The following is a 17,126-nucleotide window of genomic DNA, read 5'->3' as shown; positions in this document are numbered from 1 at the left end:
CCGGGGGAGGCGTGGCGTTCGTCACGAGAGATCCCGGAGCATCTCTCCGAGTCGTGTGATCGTGTTCCAGTTGCGAGCCGTCAGCCGGGTGCCCGCCGCCCCGTCGAGCGTGGCGGTGGTGAGCTTGGAGCGTCCGATCCCGTCGACGTAGTGCACGTAGACGACGCCGGCGGCCACGCCGATGTGCTCGCGTCCGGGGTGGTGGAGGTCGAGCCGGGCGATGCCCGCTTCGTCGACCGTCCCGAACGGCACGTGCACCTGCAGGTGCGACGGGTCGTCACGGGCGGCGGCGGGGAACGGGTTCGCCGCGGCGATCGTGCGTAGCCGGTCCGCGGTCAGCGCGATGGCGGGGATCTCGGTGCCCACCCGTTCGGCCAGGTGGCTCGTGAGGAGGCGGGCGACGTCGTCCGGTCGTTCGGCTCCGGAGGTTCCCGTGGTGAGGACCACGTTTCCGCTGTTGAGCAGGGTGCGGACGGTGGCGAAACCGGCGTCGAGCGCGGCGCCGCGCAGGTCCGCGGCAGGGACGCGGCGGTTCGGCCCGAGGTTCACCCCCCGGAGCAGGACGACGAATGCAGCCATCCGGATATCTTGTCGGATCGATCCGACGGACGCCACCGTCGAGGCGAGACTCTTCTGGCGAACAAGACTTGACTACTTCTTGGCCTTGAGGCCAAGAAGTTACAAAGATGTGAACAGTTTGTGACATCTGGCGACGCGGCCGGGTCAGGGGCTGGCCGGAAGTTCCACGGCGGAGTACGTTCACGGACAAGGACGGCACCCAGTCGTCCTTCGGGAGGCCACCTATGGAGTTACTGCTCCGTGGAGAGGGTCGATCCCGACCCTGCGCCACGGTGTCGTGCGCCAGGGGCGGGCCGACCGCTCATCCACCAGCTTCGTGATCGATGACGCGGCTGCGAGGCGCTTCGGCGCCGGAGGGAGCAGATGCCATGACCGGAACCACCGCCACCTCCCAGATCGACACGGCCGGGGACGACGCCTCGGCCGGAGGCGATCGCCGCACCTTCGTCGTCGACACCTCGGTGCTCCTCAGTGACCCACGGGCCATGTTCCGGTTCGCCGAGCACGACGTCGTGCTGCCCGTCGTGGTCATCACCGAGCTCGAGTCCAAGCGCCACCACGCCGAGCTCGGCTACTTCGCCCGCAGCGCCCTGCGCATGCTCGACGGGCTGCGCGTCGAGCACGGCCGCCTCGACGCGCCCGTCCCGGTGGGTGACACGGGCGGCACGCTCCGTGTCGAGCTCAACCACATCGACCCGAGCGTGCTGCCCGCGGGCTTCCGGCTCGGTGACAACGACACCCGCATCCTGTCCGTGGCCGCCAACCTGGCCGCCGAGGGCGCGAACGTGACCGTGGTCTCGAAGGACCTGCCGATGCGGGTGAAGGCGTCGGCGGTCGGGCTCGCCGCGGAGGAGTACCGCGCGCAGCTCGCCGTCGAGTCCGGCTGGACCGGGATGCGCGAGCTCGACGTCAGCGACGAGCAGATGTCGGAGCTGTGGGAGTCCGAGAGCCTCGACCTGACCGCCCTCGACCCCACGACGGTGGAGGCGGCCGGGCCGCTGGTGGTGCACACCGGCACGGTCGTCCACGCCCCAGGAGGCTCCGCGCTCGGGCGGGTCACCGCGGACAAGCGCCTGCGGCTCGTGCGCGGCGACCAGGAGGTGTTCGGGCTGCACGGGCGCTCCGCCGAGCAGCGCGTCGCGATCGACCTGCTCCTCGACGAGGAGATCGGGATCGTCTCCCTCGGTGGGCGGGCGGGGACCGGGAAGTCGGCGCTCGCGCTGTGCGCCGGCCTGGAGTCGGTGCTCGAGCGTCGCCGGCACCGCAAGGTCGTGGTGTTCCGGCCGGTCTACGCCGTGGGCGGGCAGGAGCTCGGCTTCCTGCCCGGCACGGAGGCCGAGAAGATGAACCCGTGGGGGCAGGCGGTCTACGACACCCTGGAGGCGCTGGTCTCCAAGGACGTCGTGGACGAGGTGATCGGCCGCGAGATGCTCGAGGTGCTGCCCCTCACGCACGTGCGCGGGCGGTCGCTGCACGATGCCTTCGTGATCGTCGACGAGGCGCAGTCCCTCGAACGGAACGTCCTGCTCACGGTGCTGTCCCGGATCGGCCAGAACGCGCGGGTGGTGCTCACGCACGACGTCGCGCAGCGCGACAACCTGCGCGTCGGCCGGCACGACGGCGTCGCCGCGGTGATCGAGGCGCTCAAGGGGCACCCGCTGTTCGCGCACGTGACGCTGACCCGGTCCGAGCGGTCGCCGGTGGCCGCACTGGTGACCGACATGCTGGAGAAGCTCGAGGTGTGAGCGCGGAGAGTTCGCCCCGCTGAGACGGGCGCGGCGAAGAGGCGCACTCCCGGACGGAAGCCCCCCAGCCCCGCGAGTCCGGTAGTGCGCCTCTTCTGTGTGCGTCCTGCGCGGGAAGGCTAGCATCTTAGGTAAGGCTAACCAACCCTCTTAGTGTCAGGCCTCCGGCGGACGGGTCATCTTCAGGACGTCGAGTGCCTCGTCGAGCTGCGCCTCGGTGATCTCGCCCCGCTCCACGAAGCCGAGGTCGATCACGGCCTCGCGGACGGTGAGCTTGCGGGCCACCGAGTGCTTCGCGATCTTCGCGGCCGCCTCGTAGCCGATCACGCGGTTCAGCGGCGTGACGATCGAGGGCGACGACCCGGCCAGCGCGGCGGCGCGCTCGACGTTCGCCGTGATCCCCGAGACCGTCTTGTCCGCGAGCACGCGCGACGCGTTCGCCAGCAGGCGGATCGACTCCAGCACGCCCTGGGCGATGACCGGGATCTGCACGTTGAGCTCGAACGTGCCCGACGCCCCGGCCCAGGCCACGGTCGCGTCGTTGCCGATCACGCGGGCGCCCACCATGAGCACGGCCTCCGGGATCACGGGGTTGACCTTGCCCGGCATGATCGACGACCCGGGCTGCAGGTCCGGCAGCGCGATCTCGCCGAGGCCGGTGTTGGGGCCCGAGCCCATCCAGCGCAGGTCGTTGCAGATCTTCGTGAGCGACACGGCGATGGTGCGCAGCGCGCCGCTCAGCTCCACGAGCCCGTCGCGCGCCGACTGCGCCTCGAAGTGGTCGCGCGCCTCGGTGATCGGCAGGCCGGTGTCCTGCGCGAGCAGCTCGATGACCCGCTGCGGGAACCCGGCCGGCGTGTTGATGCCGGTCCCGACGGCGGTGCCGCCCTGCGGAACCTCGGCGGCGCGGGGGAGCGCGGCCTCGACGCGCTCGATGCCGTACCGGACCGCGGCCGCGTAGCCGCCGAACTCCTGGCCGAGCGTCACGGGCGTGGCATCCATGAGGTGCGTACGACCGGACTTGACGACCTCCGCGAACTCCCCGGACTTCGCGGCCAGGGCGTCCGAGAGGTGCTTGAGCGCGGGCACCAGGTCGTTCACGATGCCCGACGTCGCGGCCACGTGCACCGACGTGGGAAACACGTCGTTCGACGACTGGGACGCGTTGACGTGGTCGTTCGGGTGCACGTCCTTGCCCAGCGCCTGCGTGGCGAGGGTGGCCAGCACCTCGTTCGTGTTCATGTTCGACGACGTGCCCGAGCCGGTCTGGTACACGTCGACCGGGAAGTGCGCGTCGAACTCACCGGCGGCGACACGGTCCGCGGCCGCGACGATCGCGTCGGCGATGTCCTGGTCGAGCACGCCCAGCTCGGCGTTGGCCTGGGCGGCGGCCTTCTTGACCCGGGCGAGCGCCTCGATGTGGGCCCGCTCCAGCGGCGTTCCGGAGATCGGGAAGTTCTCCACGGCGCGCTGCGTCTGGGCGCGGTACAGGGCGTCCTTCGGGACGCGGACCTCACCCATCGTGTCGTGCTCGATGCGGTACTCGGTCTCCTCGGCGGCGCCGGACGGCGCGGGGACGGCGGTGTCGGAACTCATGGCCCTATCGTGCCGCAGCCTCGCCCCCGCGACGCACCCGAACTCGTGACTCGTGTCACCCGTGAGCCCGTCAGGAGTCGGGGTTCTCCCCGACGTCCCCGAGCACGTGGATCAACCGCGCAGCGCCGTCGGACAGGTCGTACTCCACGCCGACGACGGCGCAACGACCCTCCGCGACCGCCGCGGCCAGCCCTGCCGAGTACCCGTGCAGCATCCCCACCGTGTGCTTCACGTGCTCGCGGCGCAGCACGTCCGGGTCCGACAGGGCCGCCATGTCGGTTCCGGGGTCACCCGACGTGATGTTGACGATCGACGGGATCACCCGGTCGACGACGGCGCGGACGAACCCGCCCTGCTGCTCGCCGGTGGCCAGCGTGTGCGCGGCCGCCGCGACGGCGCCGCACGAGTCGTGGCCCAGCACCACCACGAGCGACGCACCCAGGACGTCCACCCCGTACTCGATCGAGCCGATCACCGTCGTGTCGAGCACGTGCCCCGCGGTCCGGACGACGAACACGTCGCCCAGGCCCTGGTCGAAGATGATCTCCGCGGCCACACGCGAGTCCGAGCAGCCGAAGATCACGGTGTGCGGATGCTGGGCCGCCTGCAGCTCCGCCCGCCGGGCGGCGTTCTGCGACGGATGGGCGGGCACGTCGCTCACGAACCTGTCGTTGCCCGTGCGCAGGTGCTTCCAGGCCTCCTGCGGTGTCAGCCGTTCGATGTCGGTCATGCGTGCAGCTCCTCGGTCGTACCTGCTCGTGTCTCGGTCATCCGTCCAGCTCCGCCCGACGCGGCGGGTTGGCGCCCGCGCGCGACACCGTGATCGCGGCGACCGCCACGCACCGCTCCAGGACCGCGGTCACCACGTCCGGCGCGATGGCGTGCAGCGCGTCCCGGCGTTCAGCCCCCAGCAGATCGTGGCCCCACAAGCCGTCGATCAAGGCGCCCATGAACGAGTCCCCGGCCCCGACCGTGTCCACCACCTGCGCGGACGGAGCCTTCACCTCGACGTCGCCGCCGCCGGCCGTGAGCGCCACCGCCCCCTCGCCGCCCTGGGTCACCACGACGAGAGCGGGGCCTCGGCCCCCGGCCACCCCGCCGGACAGGGTGCCCTGCCACGCGCGGGCCGCCTCGATCGGGTCCTGGCCCGGGTACAGCCACCCGAGATCCTCGTCGCTGACCTTCACCACGTCGGCCAGGGCGACAAGGCCCTCGATCCGCTCGCGCGCGGCATCTGCCGAGCCCATGATCACCGGACGAGCGTTCGGGTCGTACGTGATGGTCGACGTCGCGCGCGCCGCCTCGACCAGCGCCCGCACCTGGCCGCCCCCCGGTTCCAGGACCGCGGCGATCGAACCCGTGTGCACGGCCAGCGTGTCCGGACCGGCCGCCGTCCGCTCCGGGACCTGCCAGGTCAGGTCGAACTCGTAGGTGGCCGAGCCGCCGTCGTCCAGCGTCGCGACCGCGACGCTCGTACGTTCCGCCCCGTCGCTGCCGTCGGCGAGCGCGACACCCGACTCCGCGAGCCAGGCGCGCACCGCGTCACCACGCCCGTCGCGGCCCAGCCACGTCGCGAGCCGCACGTCGCGGCCCAGGCGCCCGAGCGTCAGGGCGACGTTGGCGATGCTGCCGCCCGGATGCTCCGCCGCGGAGCCGTCCGGGCGATGGACCTCGTCGACCAGGGCCTCGCCCACGGCGAGAACGTGGCTGCTCATTCGGTGACCTCGCTGTCGTTCGTCGGTGTCGTCGATGTTCCGGTGCGATCACCCGACGCCGCCTGTGCGGCCGCGAGACGTTCGCGGGCGCCGTCCAGCCACTCCTGGCACCGCGTGGCCAGGGCCTCTCCCCGTTCCCACAGCGCGAGCGAGTCCTCCAGCGGTTCCCCGCCGGCCTCCAGACGCTGGACCACGCGGACGAGCTCGTCACGCGCCTGCTCGTAGGACAGGCCGGCGACATCGGGTGCGTCGATGTTCTTGGCGTCGGTGTTCACGAGGAACAGTCAACAACACGTCACCGACATCCGAGGGACCTTGTCCACAGGCAGGGGATATCCGCTTGGTCTCGCGGGCACGAACCGCGACCATGAGCCCATGGGCCACCTCGAAGCCGCACACCTCGAGTACTACCTCCCCGACGGGAGGGCGCTCCTCGGCGACGTCTCGTTCCGGGTGGGCGAGGGGAGCGCCACCGCACTGGTCGGCCCCAACGGCGCGGGCAAGACGACGCTGATACGGCTCCTCACCGGCGAACTCCTCCCGGACGGCGGCAGCGTCACCGTCACCGGTGGCCTCGGCGTGATGCGGCAGTTCGTCGGGTCCGTCCGGGACGAGAGCACCGTGCGTGACCTGCTCGCCTCCGTCGCCGCGCCACGCGTCCGGGACGCCGCCCGAGCCGTCGACGAGGCCGAGCACGCCATGATGGCGGCGGACCAGGACGTCGACCCGACCGACGTGCAGATGGCCTACGCGCAGGCGCTCGCGGACTGGGGCGAGGCGGGCGGCTACGAGGCCGAGACCCTGTGGGACGTGTGCACGACGGCGGCGCTCGGTGTGCCCTACGAGCGCGCGCAGTTCCGCGCGGTGCGTACGCTCTCGGGCGGGGAGCAGAAGCGGCTCGTGCTGGAGGCGCTGCTGCGCGGCACCGACGAGGTGCTCCTGCTGGACGAGCCGGACAACTATCTCGACGTTCCGGGCAAGCGCTGGCTCGAGGAGCGGCTGCGCGAGACCCGCAAGACCGTGCTGTTCGTCTCCCACGACCGGGAGCTGCTCGCGCGTGCGGCGGACCGGATCGTCTCCCTGGAGCCGGGCCCGGCCGGGGCCGACGCGTGGGTGCACGGCGGGTCGTTCGAGACCTTCCACGACGCGCGGCGCGAGCGGTTCGCGCGCTTCGAGGAGCTGCGCCGGCGCTGGGACGAGAAGCACGCGCAGCTCAAGAAGCTGGTGCTCACCCTCCGGCAGCAGGCGGCGAACAGCCCTGATATGGCGTCGCGGTACCGAGCCGCGCAGACACGCCTGCGGAAGTTCGAGGAGGCCGGCCCGCCACCCGAGCCGCCGCGCGAGCAGGACATCACCATGCGCCTGCACGGCGGGCGCACCGGCCTGCGCGCGGTGACGTGTGCCCGGCTCGAACTGACGGGCCTGATGAAGCCGTTCGACCTCGAGGTCTTCTTCGGTGAGCGCGTAGCCGTGCTCGGTTCCAACGGGTCGGGCAAATCGCACTTCCTGCGGCTGCTGGCCGGTGAGCCGGTGGCGCACGAGGGCACCTGGAAGCTCGGCGCGCGCGTCGTGCCGGGGCACTTCGCGCAGACCCATGCACACCCGGAGCTGTTCGGGCGCACCCTGCTCGACATCCTGTGGACGGAGCACGCCCAGGACCGCGGCAAGGCCATGTCGCGCCTCCGCCGCTACGAACTGAGTACTGCCGCCGAGCGGCCGTTCGACCGCTTGTCCGGCGGACAGCAGGCGCGCTTCCAGATCCTGTTGCTCGAACTCGCCGGCTGCACGGCGCTGCTGCTCGACGAGCCCACCGACAACCTGGACCTGGAATCGGCCGAGGCGCTGCAGGAAGGCCTGGAGGCGTTCGAGGGAACGGTTCTCGCCGTGACCCACGACCGCTGGTTCGCGCGCTCCTTCGACCGCTACCTGGTGTTCGGTTCCGACGGTGTCGTGCGCGAGACCCCGGAACCGGTCTGGGACGAGCGGCGCGTGGAGCGGGCGCGGTGAACGGCGCGAGCGGGCCCGCCCGATCCGGGGGCGGACCGGCCAACGAGTTCGACCATCCGGTGGTGGCGAGCCTGTACGACGTCCTCGACCCCGATCGCAGCGACCTGGACATGTACGTCGCCGTTGCCGGCGAGGTCGGGGCCCGCACGGTGATCGACGTCGGCTGCGGAACCGGCGTTCTCGCGTTGCGCCCGATGGAACGCGGGATCGACGTGATCGGCGTGGAACCCGCGGGCGAGATGCTCGCGGTGGCGCGGCGCAAGCCCGGGGCCGACGTCGTCCGCTGGGTGCACGGCGACGCCACGGCGCTCCCACCCGGCGACGCCGACCTCGTGACCATGACGGCCAACGTCGCCCAGGTCTTCACCACGGACACGGCCTGGGAAGAGACCCTTGCGGCCGTCCGGGGCGCACTGCGTCCCGGCGGGACGCTCGCCTTCGAGACCCGGGTCCCGGAGCGCCGGGCCTGGGAGTCCTGGACCCCTGAGCGGACCTTCGCCCGCACGGACGCTCCGGGCCTGGGGACCGTGGAGGAATGGATGCGGCTCGACGACGTGGCTCTGCCACTGGTGACGTTCACCTCGACCACCCGGCTGCCCGACGGTACCGAGGTCACCGCGGTGTCCACCCTGCGGTTCCGCGAGCGTGACGAGGTCGCGGCTTCCCTGGACGCCTGCGGATTCGGTCGTGTCGAAGTGCGCGATCTGGCGTACGCGCCGGGGAAGGGCTGGCTGTTCGTCGCTCGCGCGCTGTGAGGGCGTGTGTGACCGCGCGCCACGATGCGGGAGTCCAGGGCGCGCGCGGGGCCCGTACCGGGGCGGGCGCGCTCTCGGGGTGCCCGACAGGCCGGCTCTGAGAGAGAGCGCGGCCTGCCGGGTGTCGATCGCGACGCTGCCCGTGAGGGGTCAGCCGATGCCGCGGAAGAAGGCGCGGATGTCGTCCGCGAGCAGCTTGGGCTCCTCCATCGCGGGGAAGTGGCCGCCCTCGGTGAACTCGTTCCAGTGGCCGATCACGTCGCCCGGATTCATCGTGCGGCGCATCAGTGGGTGGGTGTCGAACACCGCCCAGCCGGCCGGCACGCTGGACGGCGAGAGCCAGTTGAGTCCTGAGTGCTCGGCCTCGTAGTAGAACTGGGCGCTCGACGCGCCGCTGCGGGTGAACCAGTACAGACTGATGTTCGCGAGGAGCTGGTCGCGGTCGACCGACTCGTCGGGCGTCTGGTACGCGCTGTTGGTCCAGGTCTTGAACTTCTCGGCGACCCACGCGAGCTGACCGACAGGCGAGTCCACGAGGGCCGCGCCGATCGTGTCGGGGCGGTGGTTCTGCATCTCGTAGTACCCGCGATCGGCCGCGCCTCTGGCGCGTACCACTTCGATCTGGGCGATCTCGTCGTCGGACAGGCCGTCGGGGTAGGGGAACTTCTCGCCGACCAGCCCGAGCGTCTGTCCGTCAGAGGCGATGTGCGTACCGATGACCCGCTCCGGGTAGATCGCCGCGAGACGGCCGGTGGTCCCCGCGCCGATGTCGCTGCCGTGTGCCGCGAACCGCTCGTACCCGAGCCGCGTCATGATCTCGGCGTAGGCGTCCGTCGTCCGCGCCAGTTCCCAGCCGGTTCCCGACAGCGGAGTCGAGAACCCGAAGCCGGGCGGCGACGGGATCACGACGTGGAAGTCGTCGGTGAGCAGCGGAATCAGGCGCTGGTACTCGATGAAGGATCCGGGCCAGCCGTGGTTCAGCACGAGCGGGATGGCCTCGGGGTTCGCCGAGCGCACGTGCACGACGTGGAACGTCTGGCCGTCGACCCCGGTCGTGAACTGCTCGTACTCGTTGAAGGCCGCCTCGTGGGCGCGCCAGTCGAACCCGTCGCGCCAGCGGTCCGCGAGTTCCTCGAGGTACGCCTGCGGGATGCCACGGCTGAAGTCGGTGGGGTCGTCCCGGCCGGGGACGGGGTGGGGCCAGCGCGTCTCCGCGAGCCGGCGGTGCAGGTCGTCGAGGTCGGCCTGCGGGATGTCGATGCGGAACGGGGTGAGTTCTTTGTTCTCGGTCATGACCTCAACATTCCAGCCATTGCGGCAGATTCCCTTCCGCGATAGCTGGAATGATCGAGAACATGTTGGAGACCTCTGCCCGTCTGCTCGAACTGCTGTCGCTGCTCCAGGTCAAGCGCGACTGGACGAGTTCCGAGCTCGCCGAACGGCTCGGCGTGAGCTCGCGGACGGTGCGGGCCGACGTCGGCAAGCTGCGGTCGCTCGGTTATCCCGTGGATGCGCGTCCTGGTGTCGCGGGTGGGTATCGGCTGGCTGCCGGGACGGCGATGCCGCCGTTGTTGCTGGATGATGACGAGGCGGTCGCTGTGGCGGTCGGGCTGAGCACGGTCGCGACCCGTGGGCTCGGTGTCGAGGAGACCTCGCTGACGGCGCTGGCGAAGCTGGAGCAGGTGCTGCCCTCGCGGCTGCGGCGGCGTGTCGAGGCGGTGCGCGAGGTGACGAGTGTCGTCCCCGGGGCTGCCCCGCCGCTGGATCTTTCCGTGCTCGGTGTGGTCGCGGCCGCGATCCGCGCCCACGAGCGGCTCCGGTTCGGGTACACGAAGCACGGAGGTGGTGAGTCGGTGCGCCACACCGAACCGCAGCGGCTGGTGAGCTGGGGGGCGCGGTGGTACCTGCTCGCGTGGGACCTCGACCGGGAGGACTGGAGGGTCTTCCGTGTCGACCGCATGGCTCCGCGGGCCCCGACGGGTGCGCGGTTCCGGGCGCGCGTGATCCCGGAGGACAAGGTCGTCGAGTACGTCGTCGGCCGGGTCACGAAGGCGGCCTGGAGGTATCGTGCCCGGTTGCTCGTGCACGCTCCCGCCGCCCAGGTCGCCGCGAGGATCCTCACCCCGCTCGAGATCGAGGCGGTCGACGAGTCCTCGTGCCGGGTCGAGCTGGGGTCCGACGACCCGGATCAGCTCGCGCTGTGGCTGACACAGCTCGGTGTGGACATCGAGGTGATCGAGGGGGACGAGCTCGCGGCGGCGTTCGGCCGGCTCGCCGACAGGTTCCGCCGAGCGGCGGGCAGCGCGTTCACACCCGGCCACCGGGCCTGAAGCCGATTGCCCGTGACTCGCGGCATGCCGTGCAGCCAGGATTGGGCTCATGAGTGCGCAGACGGTGACGTTGTGGCGGCCGACCGGGCCGAAGGAGTTGGCGCTGGTCGAGGCATCGGGCTGGCGGGCGTGGCCGCCGCGGCCGGCGGACCAGCCGATCTTCTATCCCGTGCTGAACGAGGACTACGCGACGCGGATCGCCCGGGACTGGAACGTCAAGCACTCGGGTGCCGGGTACGTGACCAGGTTCGAGGTCGCGCGGGAGTTCCTGGACCGGTACGTGGTCCAGCAGGTCGGCGGGCGGACGATTCTCGAGTACTGGATCCCGGCCGAGGACCTGGAGGAGCTCAACGCGAACATCGTCGGGCCCATCGAGGTCACGGCGGAGTACCGGTGAGCGGCTTCCAACGTGTCGAGGACCCGCAGGCGGCGCTGGCATGGATCCCGGCGGAGGTTCGTGAGGACGGTGATCTGTGTGGGATGGACGCGACGGGTTGGGAGGACGACACGTGGATCCTGCATGACCTGACCGTTCCGCTCGATACCCGCGATCCGGAGCAGGGTCCACGTGCGCGCTGCCGATGGCGTGACGTCGTTGAAACGGACCTGACGGCGCTCCAGGGCATGGCTCGGTGGCCTCCGAATGCTATGCACCTGTTGAAGGACCAGCGTTGGCCCGACGTGTGTATCGAAGAGGGCACATTCGACGGTGAGTCACGCGCGGCGCTACTGGAGATCCTGACCGCAGTCTCAGGACCAAGCGCCCAGTGCTTCGCGTACTTCGGCATGGTGCCCGCCAACAACTATGACCGTCCGACGGTCTTGAAGGGCGCGCTGTCGCAGGTAGCTAGTCTCACTTCCGACGGACTGCCCCAGTGGGAGCTGAGCCCGTCGAACTGGTGGCCCGTGGACCGTTCCTGGTTCGTGTGGACGGACTACGACCTGACGGCCACCCGCGTCAGCGGCTCACGGAACCTCATCGACCAGGTCCGTTCCCACACGGCACTTGAGACGCTCGATTGGCGAGGGCCAGTTGGGGGCGGCGGTTCCTGAGCCCGATCCCGGTGGCTCCGGCGAGTCTGTCCTTCTGGCGTGCGGCACCGAACTGTGCGGTGGAGATGCCGGTTCAGTCGCCCTTCGCTGATTCCGTCGAGGGTGCGGGACTGTTGCTGAGCGCGCGCTGCCATTCGGTGAAGAAGTCGCGCAGCTGGTCGGCCTCGCCAGGTGGTGCGGGGATCTCGTCGTCCGTGAACCGCTGGTGGCTGCCGATCATCTGGGCCAGGATCGCACGGTCGAAGCCAGGGTCCTCGGCCTCGGCCTGGGCCAGCAGCGCGTCGGTTCCGAATCGCTGAGCCAGGACGTAGACGTCGGCGAAGTCGCGTGCCTCGGCGCGGCCGAAGAGTGCGAGCAGCTTACGTCCCGCCAGTTCCAGCGGCGCCAGCGTGGGGCCAAGGACGGTCATCGTCGGCGGAGTGGCCGGGGGTGTGTCGACCGCCAGGTCGACGACGACGTCGTCCGTGCCGTTACCGACGATCAGGCGGCAGAACGTAACGCCGTCTTGCACGGACGTCGCCTCCCAGCCTCGGGCATCGAGCGCAACGAGGAACGCTTCTCGTGCGGGCGCGATCGTTGTCTGGCGTCCGTGGGTGAACAGGTCGAGGTCCTCGGTGGGGCGGTCGATGAGTTCCGAGGCGATCAGCGCTGCCCCGCCGGCCACGGTGTATCCGGCGGAGGCGGGCAGCCTGAAGAACAGCCGCGCCACCTCGATCTGGAACGGCGTCAGTGCGCCGTCCATCACGCCGCCTTCTCGGCCGTCGCGCCCACTACTAGCGGTTCCCACGCCGCACGTACTGGCCGGGGCAGGACAAGCTCGTCCCACAGGTCGGCAAGCAGTACCCCGTCGATGTAGGTGAGCATGTCTTCCGGACGGCCCTCGCGTAGCACGATCTCGTAGACACGAGCGCGTTGGCGCCGGTTGCGCAGGTCGAACGCTCGGCCACGATCGGACCAGTTCAGGTGCAGCGGTAGTCGTACGGTCGCCAAGGCCACATCGGCACTCAGTCGCGGCAGGACCGTCGGTACCAGGATCGGGCGCCCCCGCCCGCCGGGATGCTCGACGAACTCGACACGCGGTTGCAGGGCCAGGTCGAACCCCGCTTCGGCGACGATCCGCTCCGCCGTGGACAGCGCCGGTGTTTTCCGGCCGTGTTCGTATGCCGACAAGGTCGTCCGAGACGTTCCTGCCCGCGCCGCCAGGGCGGCCTGGGACAGGCCTGCCGCCACGCGGGCCTCCTGAAGCAGGTTTCCACGAGTCATGGACATGACTGTATCCGATCGGATACCTCGCGTCTATGCTGCCGCATCGGCATCTGCACCAGGATTGGTAACCAGGGCCGATGAGTCGAACCAGGTGAACGGGTGATGTTCCTGGATCGCTACGGGCAGGAAGGCTGCCGGGGGGTCGAGGAAGTCTCCGATCGGGTAGCGGCTCGATGCGAGGAGCCACTCCTCCAGGTTTTCCCAGATGTCTCGGTCGTCGAGTTCGAAGCCGCTGGGTTCGTCGTCGTCCTCAACTTTGCGGGGCTCGGGCTCTTCGAGGCCGGCGTAGAGGTCGGGCATGTCGTGAAGGGAATCCGCTGCCGCTGAGATCGACGCGACGATGACCAGTTGGTCGTAGAGGCATGAGAGGTGCGCCTGGTGTGGGAGGCGTCCGTGTTCCAAGAGATCGGAGACGTGCATACTGCGTTCGGCTGCCATCTCGGCCCAAGCGGCGTTTTCCCCAATGCGGAACATCACCCGTGGGTCGAAATAGGAGAAGGGCGGAACGTCCTTGAGGGGCTCGGCTCCGGTCCGGAAGTCGTCGAGCCAGTTGTCGATGTACAGGTCCTTGTGAAGGGCCAGCTCGCTACTGAGGGCTGCCGCGTGCCGGGCCGGGAGGTACGGGTGGCCGTACCAGACCTTGTACGCCTCGTGCCGGGTCGAGCTGGGGTCCGACGACCCGGATCAGCTCGCGCCGTGGCTGACGCAGCTCGGTGTGGACATCGAGGTGATCGAGGGGGACGGGCTCGCGGCGGCGTTCGGCCGGCTCGCCGACAGGTTCCGCCGAGCGGCGGGCAGCGCGTTCACACCCGGCCACCGGGCATGAGTGGCACAGGCAGCACGCCGACACTGATATGCCTCGTGCTTCGGGTCAGTGCGCGAAGAAGCTCGGCGAGGGACGGCAGACGATGGCTTCTCGGCGCCGTCCCCGTGGGTGAACCTGTGGTCGGGAGGCTCTTGTTTGGATCGCGGAGCCATTCTATTATTCTGCCTCGTGCGCTCTGTAGGAAGGCGATGGTCTATGGAAGAGTCAGGTGCGCGTTTGAGGCTCACGGTGCAATCGGATTTCGGAGTTCTTGGGACTCAACTTCTTGTCGATGGGCGCAAGGTTCCGGTGCATGGCGCAGGGACACAGGACGTTGCCATTCCTCCCGGTGAGCATCGCCTTCAAATGTCCGCCTGGTGGTTGCGCCGCTACGGCAGGGCCGAGATGGCCGTCGATATCGGGCCTTCCGAGGTCAAGCCGGTCTACTACGCTCCGCCACATCACATGTGGGGGAGAGGAGCGATGGGCGCGAAGCCGCAGAATCGCCATGGCCTGCTCACACTTACTGCATTCATCGCGACGTTCCTCGTCGCAGTGACCGTGACCTTGTTCGTAATTCTGCCAGCAATTGTGTTTCTCCCCGTCGTCGGTCCCTGATGTTGGGCTGCGAAGTCGCGAGCCTCGGCCCGCCCGAAAAGCGCGAGTAGCTTGCGTCCGGCGAGTTCCAGCGGCGCGATGGTGGGACCGAGGGCGGTCATTGTTGGCGGATCGGCCGGGGGCGTGCCGACGGCCAAGGTTTCCGCTGCGCGGCGGGTGCGCCGTCCGCGGCCGCAGGCCGCCTCATTGCCCGACCGAGGTGATCTCCGCGCCCAGGGTGCCGTCGGCCAGGCGGACGCGGACGTCGTCACCGACCGCGACGTCGCCGGGTGCGCGGACCACGTGACCGTCCGCCCGCTGGACGACGGCGTAGCCGCGCTCCAGGGTCGACGCCGGCGAAAGGGCACGCACTTGTGCCTCGAGCCGGCCGATCTCGCCCGACGCCCGGAGCAGCAGCGCGTTCAGGGTGTGCCGCGCGTGCCCGATCGCCTGGGAGACCTCCCGCTCCCGGGACTCCAGCATGCTGTGCGGCGCGGCGAGCACCGGACGCGACCGGACGCCGTCGAGCCCGTGCTGTTCGCGGCCGAGAAGCGCCGTCATCGCGCCGCGGATGCGCTGCCGTGCCTGGGCCAGGCGCTGCCGCTCCTCGGAGACGTCGGGGACGATGCACTTGGCCGCGTCGGTGGGAGTGGAGGCGCGGAGGTCAGCGACGAGGTCGAACAGCGGGGAGTCCGTCTCGTGGCCGATGGCGCTCACCAGGGGGGTGCGGCAGGCCGCCGCGGCCCGGACGAGCGCTTCGTTGGAGAAGGGGAGCAGGTCCTCGACCGAGCCTCCGCCGCGGGCCACGACGATGACCTCGACGTCGTCCCGCTCGTCGAGCTCCTGGATCGCCCGGCCCACCTCGGGGACCGCGTTGACGCCCTGCACCGCGACCTCGCGGATCTCGAACCGCACCTGCGGCCAGCGGGCACGGGCGTTGACCACGACGTCGTGCTCGGCCTTGGACTCGCGGCCGCAGACCAGGCCGACGACGGCCGGGAGGAACGGTAGGGGCAGCTTCCGGTCGAGATCGAACAGGCCCTCGGCGCCCAGCACCCGCTTGAGCTCCTCGATCCGCGCGAGGAGTTCGCCGACGCCCACCGCCCGGATGTCGTTGGCCTGCATCTGCAGGGTGCCGCGCTTGGTCCAGAACGTGGGCTTCGCGTGTACGACGACGTGATCGCCCTCGGCCGGGGCCTTCGCCAGGCGTGCCATCGCACTGGAAAAGATCGTGACGGGCAGGGAGACGTCCCGGTCGGCGTCGCGCAGCGTGAGGAACTGCACGCCCGAGCCGGGGCGCGGGTTGAACTGGACGACCTGTCCCTCGACCCACACCGGCGGCATGCGGTCGATGTAGCCCTTGATCTTGTCCGACAACACGCGCACCGGCCACGGGCGGCTCGCGCTCGTGTCGAGAGCCTTCTCGGGAAGCGGTAGCGGTGCGGCGGTCTGATCGGTCACGGGACCATCCTGCACGGAGTGACCGACATGCGGCGTGTCCGCGCGCCGGTTGTCCACAGGCACCGGGCGGGCGAGTGATGGTGGCGACGTGGGGCGGCCGTGCCCATCGTGAGAAGGGTCGCCGACGCCACACGGGTGCCCGGCCTCGACGCCGCTGGACGGCCCATAGACTGGCGGTGTGACTTCCGGAACGTCCACCCTGACCAAGCGCGTCCTCCTCGCCGCCCCCCGTGGGTACTGCGCGGGCGTCGACCGCGCCGTCGTCGCCGTCGAGAAGGCCCTGGAGACCTACGGGGCGCCGGTGTACGTGCGCAAGGAGATCGTGCACAACAAGTACGTCGTGGAGACCCTCAGCGAACGCGGGGCGATCTTCGTCAACGAGACCGACGAGGTGCCCGAGGGCGCCCGCCTGGTGTTCTCCGCGCACGGCGTCTCGCCGGCTGTGCGCGAGTCCGCGGTGGCCCGCAGCCTCGACACCATCGACGCGACCTGCCCCCTGGTCACGAAGGTGCACAAGGAGGCCGTCCGGTTCGCGAAGGACGACTACGACATCCTCCTGATCGGCCACACCGGTCACGAGGAGGTCGAGGGGACCGCGGGCGAGGCGCCCGACCACGTGCAGGTGGTGAACTCGCCCGACGAGGTCGACCAGGTCGTCGTGCGCGACCCGGCCAAGGTGGTGTGGATCTCCCAGACCACGCTGTCGGTGGACGAGACCATGGAGACGGTTCGCCGGTTGCGGGAGAAGTTCCCGTCCCTGCAGGACCCGCCCAGTGACGACATCTGCTACGCCACGCAGAACCGTCAGGTCGCGGTGAAGAAGCTCGCCCCGGAGTGCGACGTCGTGATCGTCGTGGGTTCGGCGAACTCGTCGAACTCGGTGCGGCTCGTCGAGGTGGCGCTCCAGGCGGGTGCGCGTACCGCGTACCGCGTGGACCGTTCCTCGGAGATCGACGAGGCGTGGCTGGAGGGCGCGACGACCGTGGGCGTGACCTCCGGAGCCTCGGTCCCGGAGATCCTCGTGCGTGACGTCCTGACGCTCCTGGAGGGGCGCGGGTTCGACGACGTGCAGGAGGTGCGGACCGCTACCGAGGACCTCATGTTCTCCCTGCCCCGCGAGCTGCGGGCCGGTCTCAAGGCAGCGGGCGAGGGCGACGACCGTCCGCGCAAGGAGACGCGCAAGCAGCTTCCGCTCGCCTGACGCACCTGACGACGGG

At 70.2% G+C, this 17,126-nt stretch carries 19 protein-coding genes; 9 read left to right on the top strand and 10 right to left on the bottom strand.

What is annotated here, in order from left to right:
* Positions 1–21: 21 nt before the first annotated feature.
* Positions 22–579, bottom strand: coding sequence for a DUF1697 domain-containing protein (locus tag EDD34_RS16030; RefSeq protein ID WP_123815459.1), 558 nt, complete (start codon positions 577–579; stop codon positions 22–24).
* A 368-nt stretch (positions 580–947) separates the two neighbouring features.
* Here EDD34_RS16030 and phoH2 point away from each other — a divergent pair, with 368 nt between their 5' ends.
* Positions 948–2,324, top strand: a complete 1,377-nt coding sequence (phoH2, locus tag EDD34_RS16025) for an RNA 5'-3' helicase PhoH2 (protein ID WP_123815458.1) — start codon at positions 948–950, stop codon at positions 2,322–2,324.
* Positions 2,325–2,480: 156 nt separating this feature from the next.
* Here the strand turns inward: phoH2 and EDD34_RS16020 are convergent, their stop codons facing one another.
* From EDD34_RS16020 to EDD34_RS16005, 4 genes are all read right to left on the bottom strand, one after another.
* Positions 2,481–3,920: a class II fumarate hydratase gene (locus tag EDD34_RS16020; RefSeq protein WP_123815457.1), complete on the bottom strand. Its 1,440-nt coding sequence runs from the start codon at positions 3,918–3,920 to the stop codon at positions 2,481–2,483.
* A gap of 70 nt (positions 3,921–3,990) precedes the next feature.
* Entirely contained in the window at positions 3,991–4,650 is a 660-nt protein-coding gene (locus EDD34_RS16015; RefSeq protein ID WP_123815456.1) for a carbonic anhydrase, read from the bottom strand.
* A gap of 37 nt (positions 4,651–4,687) precedes the next feature.
* Complete coding sequence (locus tag EDD34_RS16010) at positions 4,688–5,635, bottom strand: carbohydrate kinase family protein (RefSeq protein WP_123815455.1); 948 nt, start codon at positions 5,633–5,635, stop codon at positions 4,688–4,690.
* On the bottom strand, positions 5,632–5,910 hold the full coding sequence (locus tag EDD34_RS16005; protein ID WP_123815454.1) for an exodeoxyribonuclease VII small subunit: 279 nt from the start codon (positions 5,908–5,910) through the stop codon (positions 5,632–5,634). The genes EDD34_RS16010 and EDD34_RS16005 overlap by 4 nt, the downstream gene beginning before the upstream one ends.
* Positions 5,911–6,010: 100 nt before the next feature.
* Between EDD34_RS16005 and EDD34_RS16000 the strand changes: the two genes are divergently transcribed.
* Entirely contained in the window at positions 6,011–7,642 is a 1,632-nt protein-coding gene (locus EDD34_RS16000) for an ABC-F family ATP-binding cassette domain-containing protein (protein ID WP_123815453.1), read from the top strand.
* A complete protein-coding gene (locus EDD34_RS15995) occupies positions 7,639–8,397 on the top strand; it encodes a class I SAM-dependent DNA methyltransferase (RefSeq protein WP_246012510.1) in 759 nt (252 codons plus the stop codon). Before EDD34_RS16000 ends, EDD34_RS15995 begins: the two co-directional genes overlap by 4 nt.
* Positions 8,398–8,547: 150 nt before the next feature.
* Here EDD34_RS15995 and EDD34_RS15990 read toward each other — a convergent pair whose 3' ends face one another.
* Positions 8,548–9,690: an epoxide hydrolase family protein gene (locus EDD34_RS15990; protein WP_123815452.1), complete on the bottom strand. Its 1,143-nt coding sequence runs from the start codon at positions 9,688–9,690 to the stop codon at positions 8,548–8,550.
* 62 nt (positions 9,691–9,752) lie between these two features.
* Between EDD34_RS15990 and EDD34_RS15985 the strand changes: the two genes are divergently transcribed.
* Genes EDD34_RS15985 through EDD34_RS15975 form a run of 3 tightly spaced genes read left to right on the top strand, consistent with a single transcriptional unit; the run spans position 9,753 to position 11,780 of the window.
* Positions 9,753–10,727 carry a helix-turn-helix transcriptional regulator gene (locus EDD34_RS15985; RefSeq protein ID WP_123815451.1) on the top strand — a complete coding sequence of 325 codons (975 nt, stop codon included), beginning with the start codon at positions 9,753–9,755 and terminating at the stop codon, positions 10,725–10,727.
* A 49-nt stretch (positions 10,728–10,776) separates the two neighbouring features.
* Positions 10,777–11,124, top strand: coding sequence for a hypothetical protein (locus tag EDD34_RS15980; protein WP_123815450.1), 348 nt, complete (start codon positions 10,777–10,779; stop codon positions 11,122–11,124).
* The gene (locus EDD34_RS15975; protein WP_123815449.1) at positions 11,121–11,780 is read left to right on the top strand and encodes a hypothetical protein; all 660 of its coding nucleotides are present in this window, start codon (positions 11,121–11,123) and stop codon (positions 11,778–11,780) included. Before EDD34_RS15980 ends, EDD34_RS15975 begins: the two co-directional genes overlap by 4 nt.
* A 73-nt stretch (positions 11,781–11,853) precedes the next feature.
* Here EDD34_RS15975 and EDD34_RS15970 read toward each other — a convergent pair whose 3' ends face one another.
* From EDD34_RS15970 to EDD34_RS20755, 3 genes are read right to left on the bottom strand one after another with little or no spacing between them, the layout of a single operon-like run.
* Entirely contained in the window at positions 11,854–12,522 is a 669-nt protein-coding gene (locus EDD34_RS15970; protein WP_123815448.1) for a nucleotidyl transferase AbiEii/AbiGii toxin family protein, read from the bottom strand.
* Positions 12,522–13,043, bottom strand: coding sequence for a helix-turn-helix transcriptional regulator (locus tag EDD34_RS15965; protein ID WP_123815447.1), 522 nt, complete (start codon positions 13,041–13,043; stop codon positions 12,522–12,524). The genes EDD34_RS15970 and EDD34_RS15965 overlap by 1 nt, the downstream gene beginning before the upstream one ends.
* A 33-nt stretch (positions 13,044–13,076) precedes the next feature.
* Positions 13,077–13,346: a hypothetical protein gene (locus tag EDD34_RS20755; RefSeq protein WP_170177103.1), complete on the bottom strand. Its 270-nt coding sequence runs from the start codon at positions 13,344–13,346 to the stop codon at positions 13,077–13,079.
* A gap of 340 nt (positions 13,347–13,686) precedes the next feature.
* Between EDD34_RS20755 and EDD34_RS15955 the strand changes: the two genes are divergently transcribed.
* Together EDD34_RS15955 and EDD34_RS20750 are read left to right on the top strand one after the other, a co-directional pair.
* A complete protein-coding gene (locus tag EDD34_RS15955) occupies positions 13,687–13,872 on the top strand; it encodes a WCX domain-containing protein (protein ID WP_211341614.1) in 186 nt (61 codons plus the stop codon).
* A 195-nt stretch (positions 13,873–14,067) separates the two neighbouring features.
* Entirely contained in the window at positions 14,068–14,469 is a 402-nt protein-coding gene (locus tag EDD34_RS20750; RefSeq protein WP_170177102.1) for a hypothetical protein, read from the top strand.
* Positions 14,470–14,652: 183 nt separating this feature from the next.
* On the opposite strand, the gene xseA is transcribed toward EDD34_RS20750, so the two are convergent.
* Positions 14,653–15,909 carry an exodeoxyribonuclease VII large subunit gene (gene xseA, locus EDD34_RS15945; RefSeq protein WP_123815444.1) on the bottom strand — a complete coding sequence of 419 codons (1,257 nt, stop codon included), beginning with the start codon at positions 15,907–15,909 and terminating at the stop codon, positions 14,653–14,655.
* Between the two features lie 178 nt (positions 15,910–16,087).
* Here xseA and EDD34_RS15940 point away from each other — a divergent pair, with 178 nt between their 5' ends.
* A complete protein-coding gene (locus EDD34_RS15940) occupies positions 16,088–17,110 on the top strand; it encodes a 4-hydroxy-3-methylbut-2-enyl diphosphate reductase (RefSeq protein WP_123815443.1) in 1,023 nt (340 codons plus the stop codon).
* Positions 17,111–17,126 lie beyond the last annotated feature (16 nt).

It is taken from the genome of Myceligenerans xiligouense, assembly GCF_003814695.1.
Lineage (GTDB): Bacteria > Actinomycetota > Actinomycetes > Actinomycetales > Cellulomonadaceae > Myceligenerans > Myceligenerans xiligouense.
This window is presented reverse-complemented; position numbering and strand designations above follow the sequence as displayed.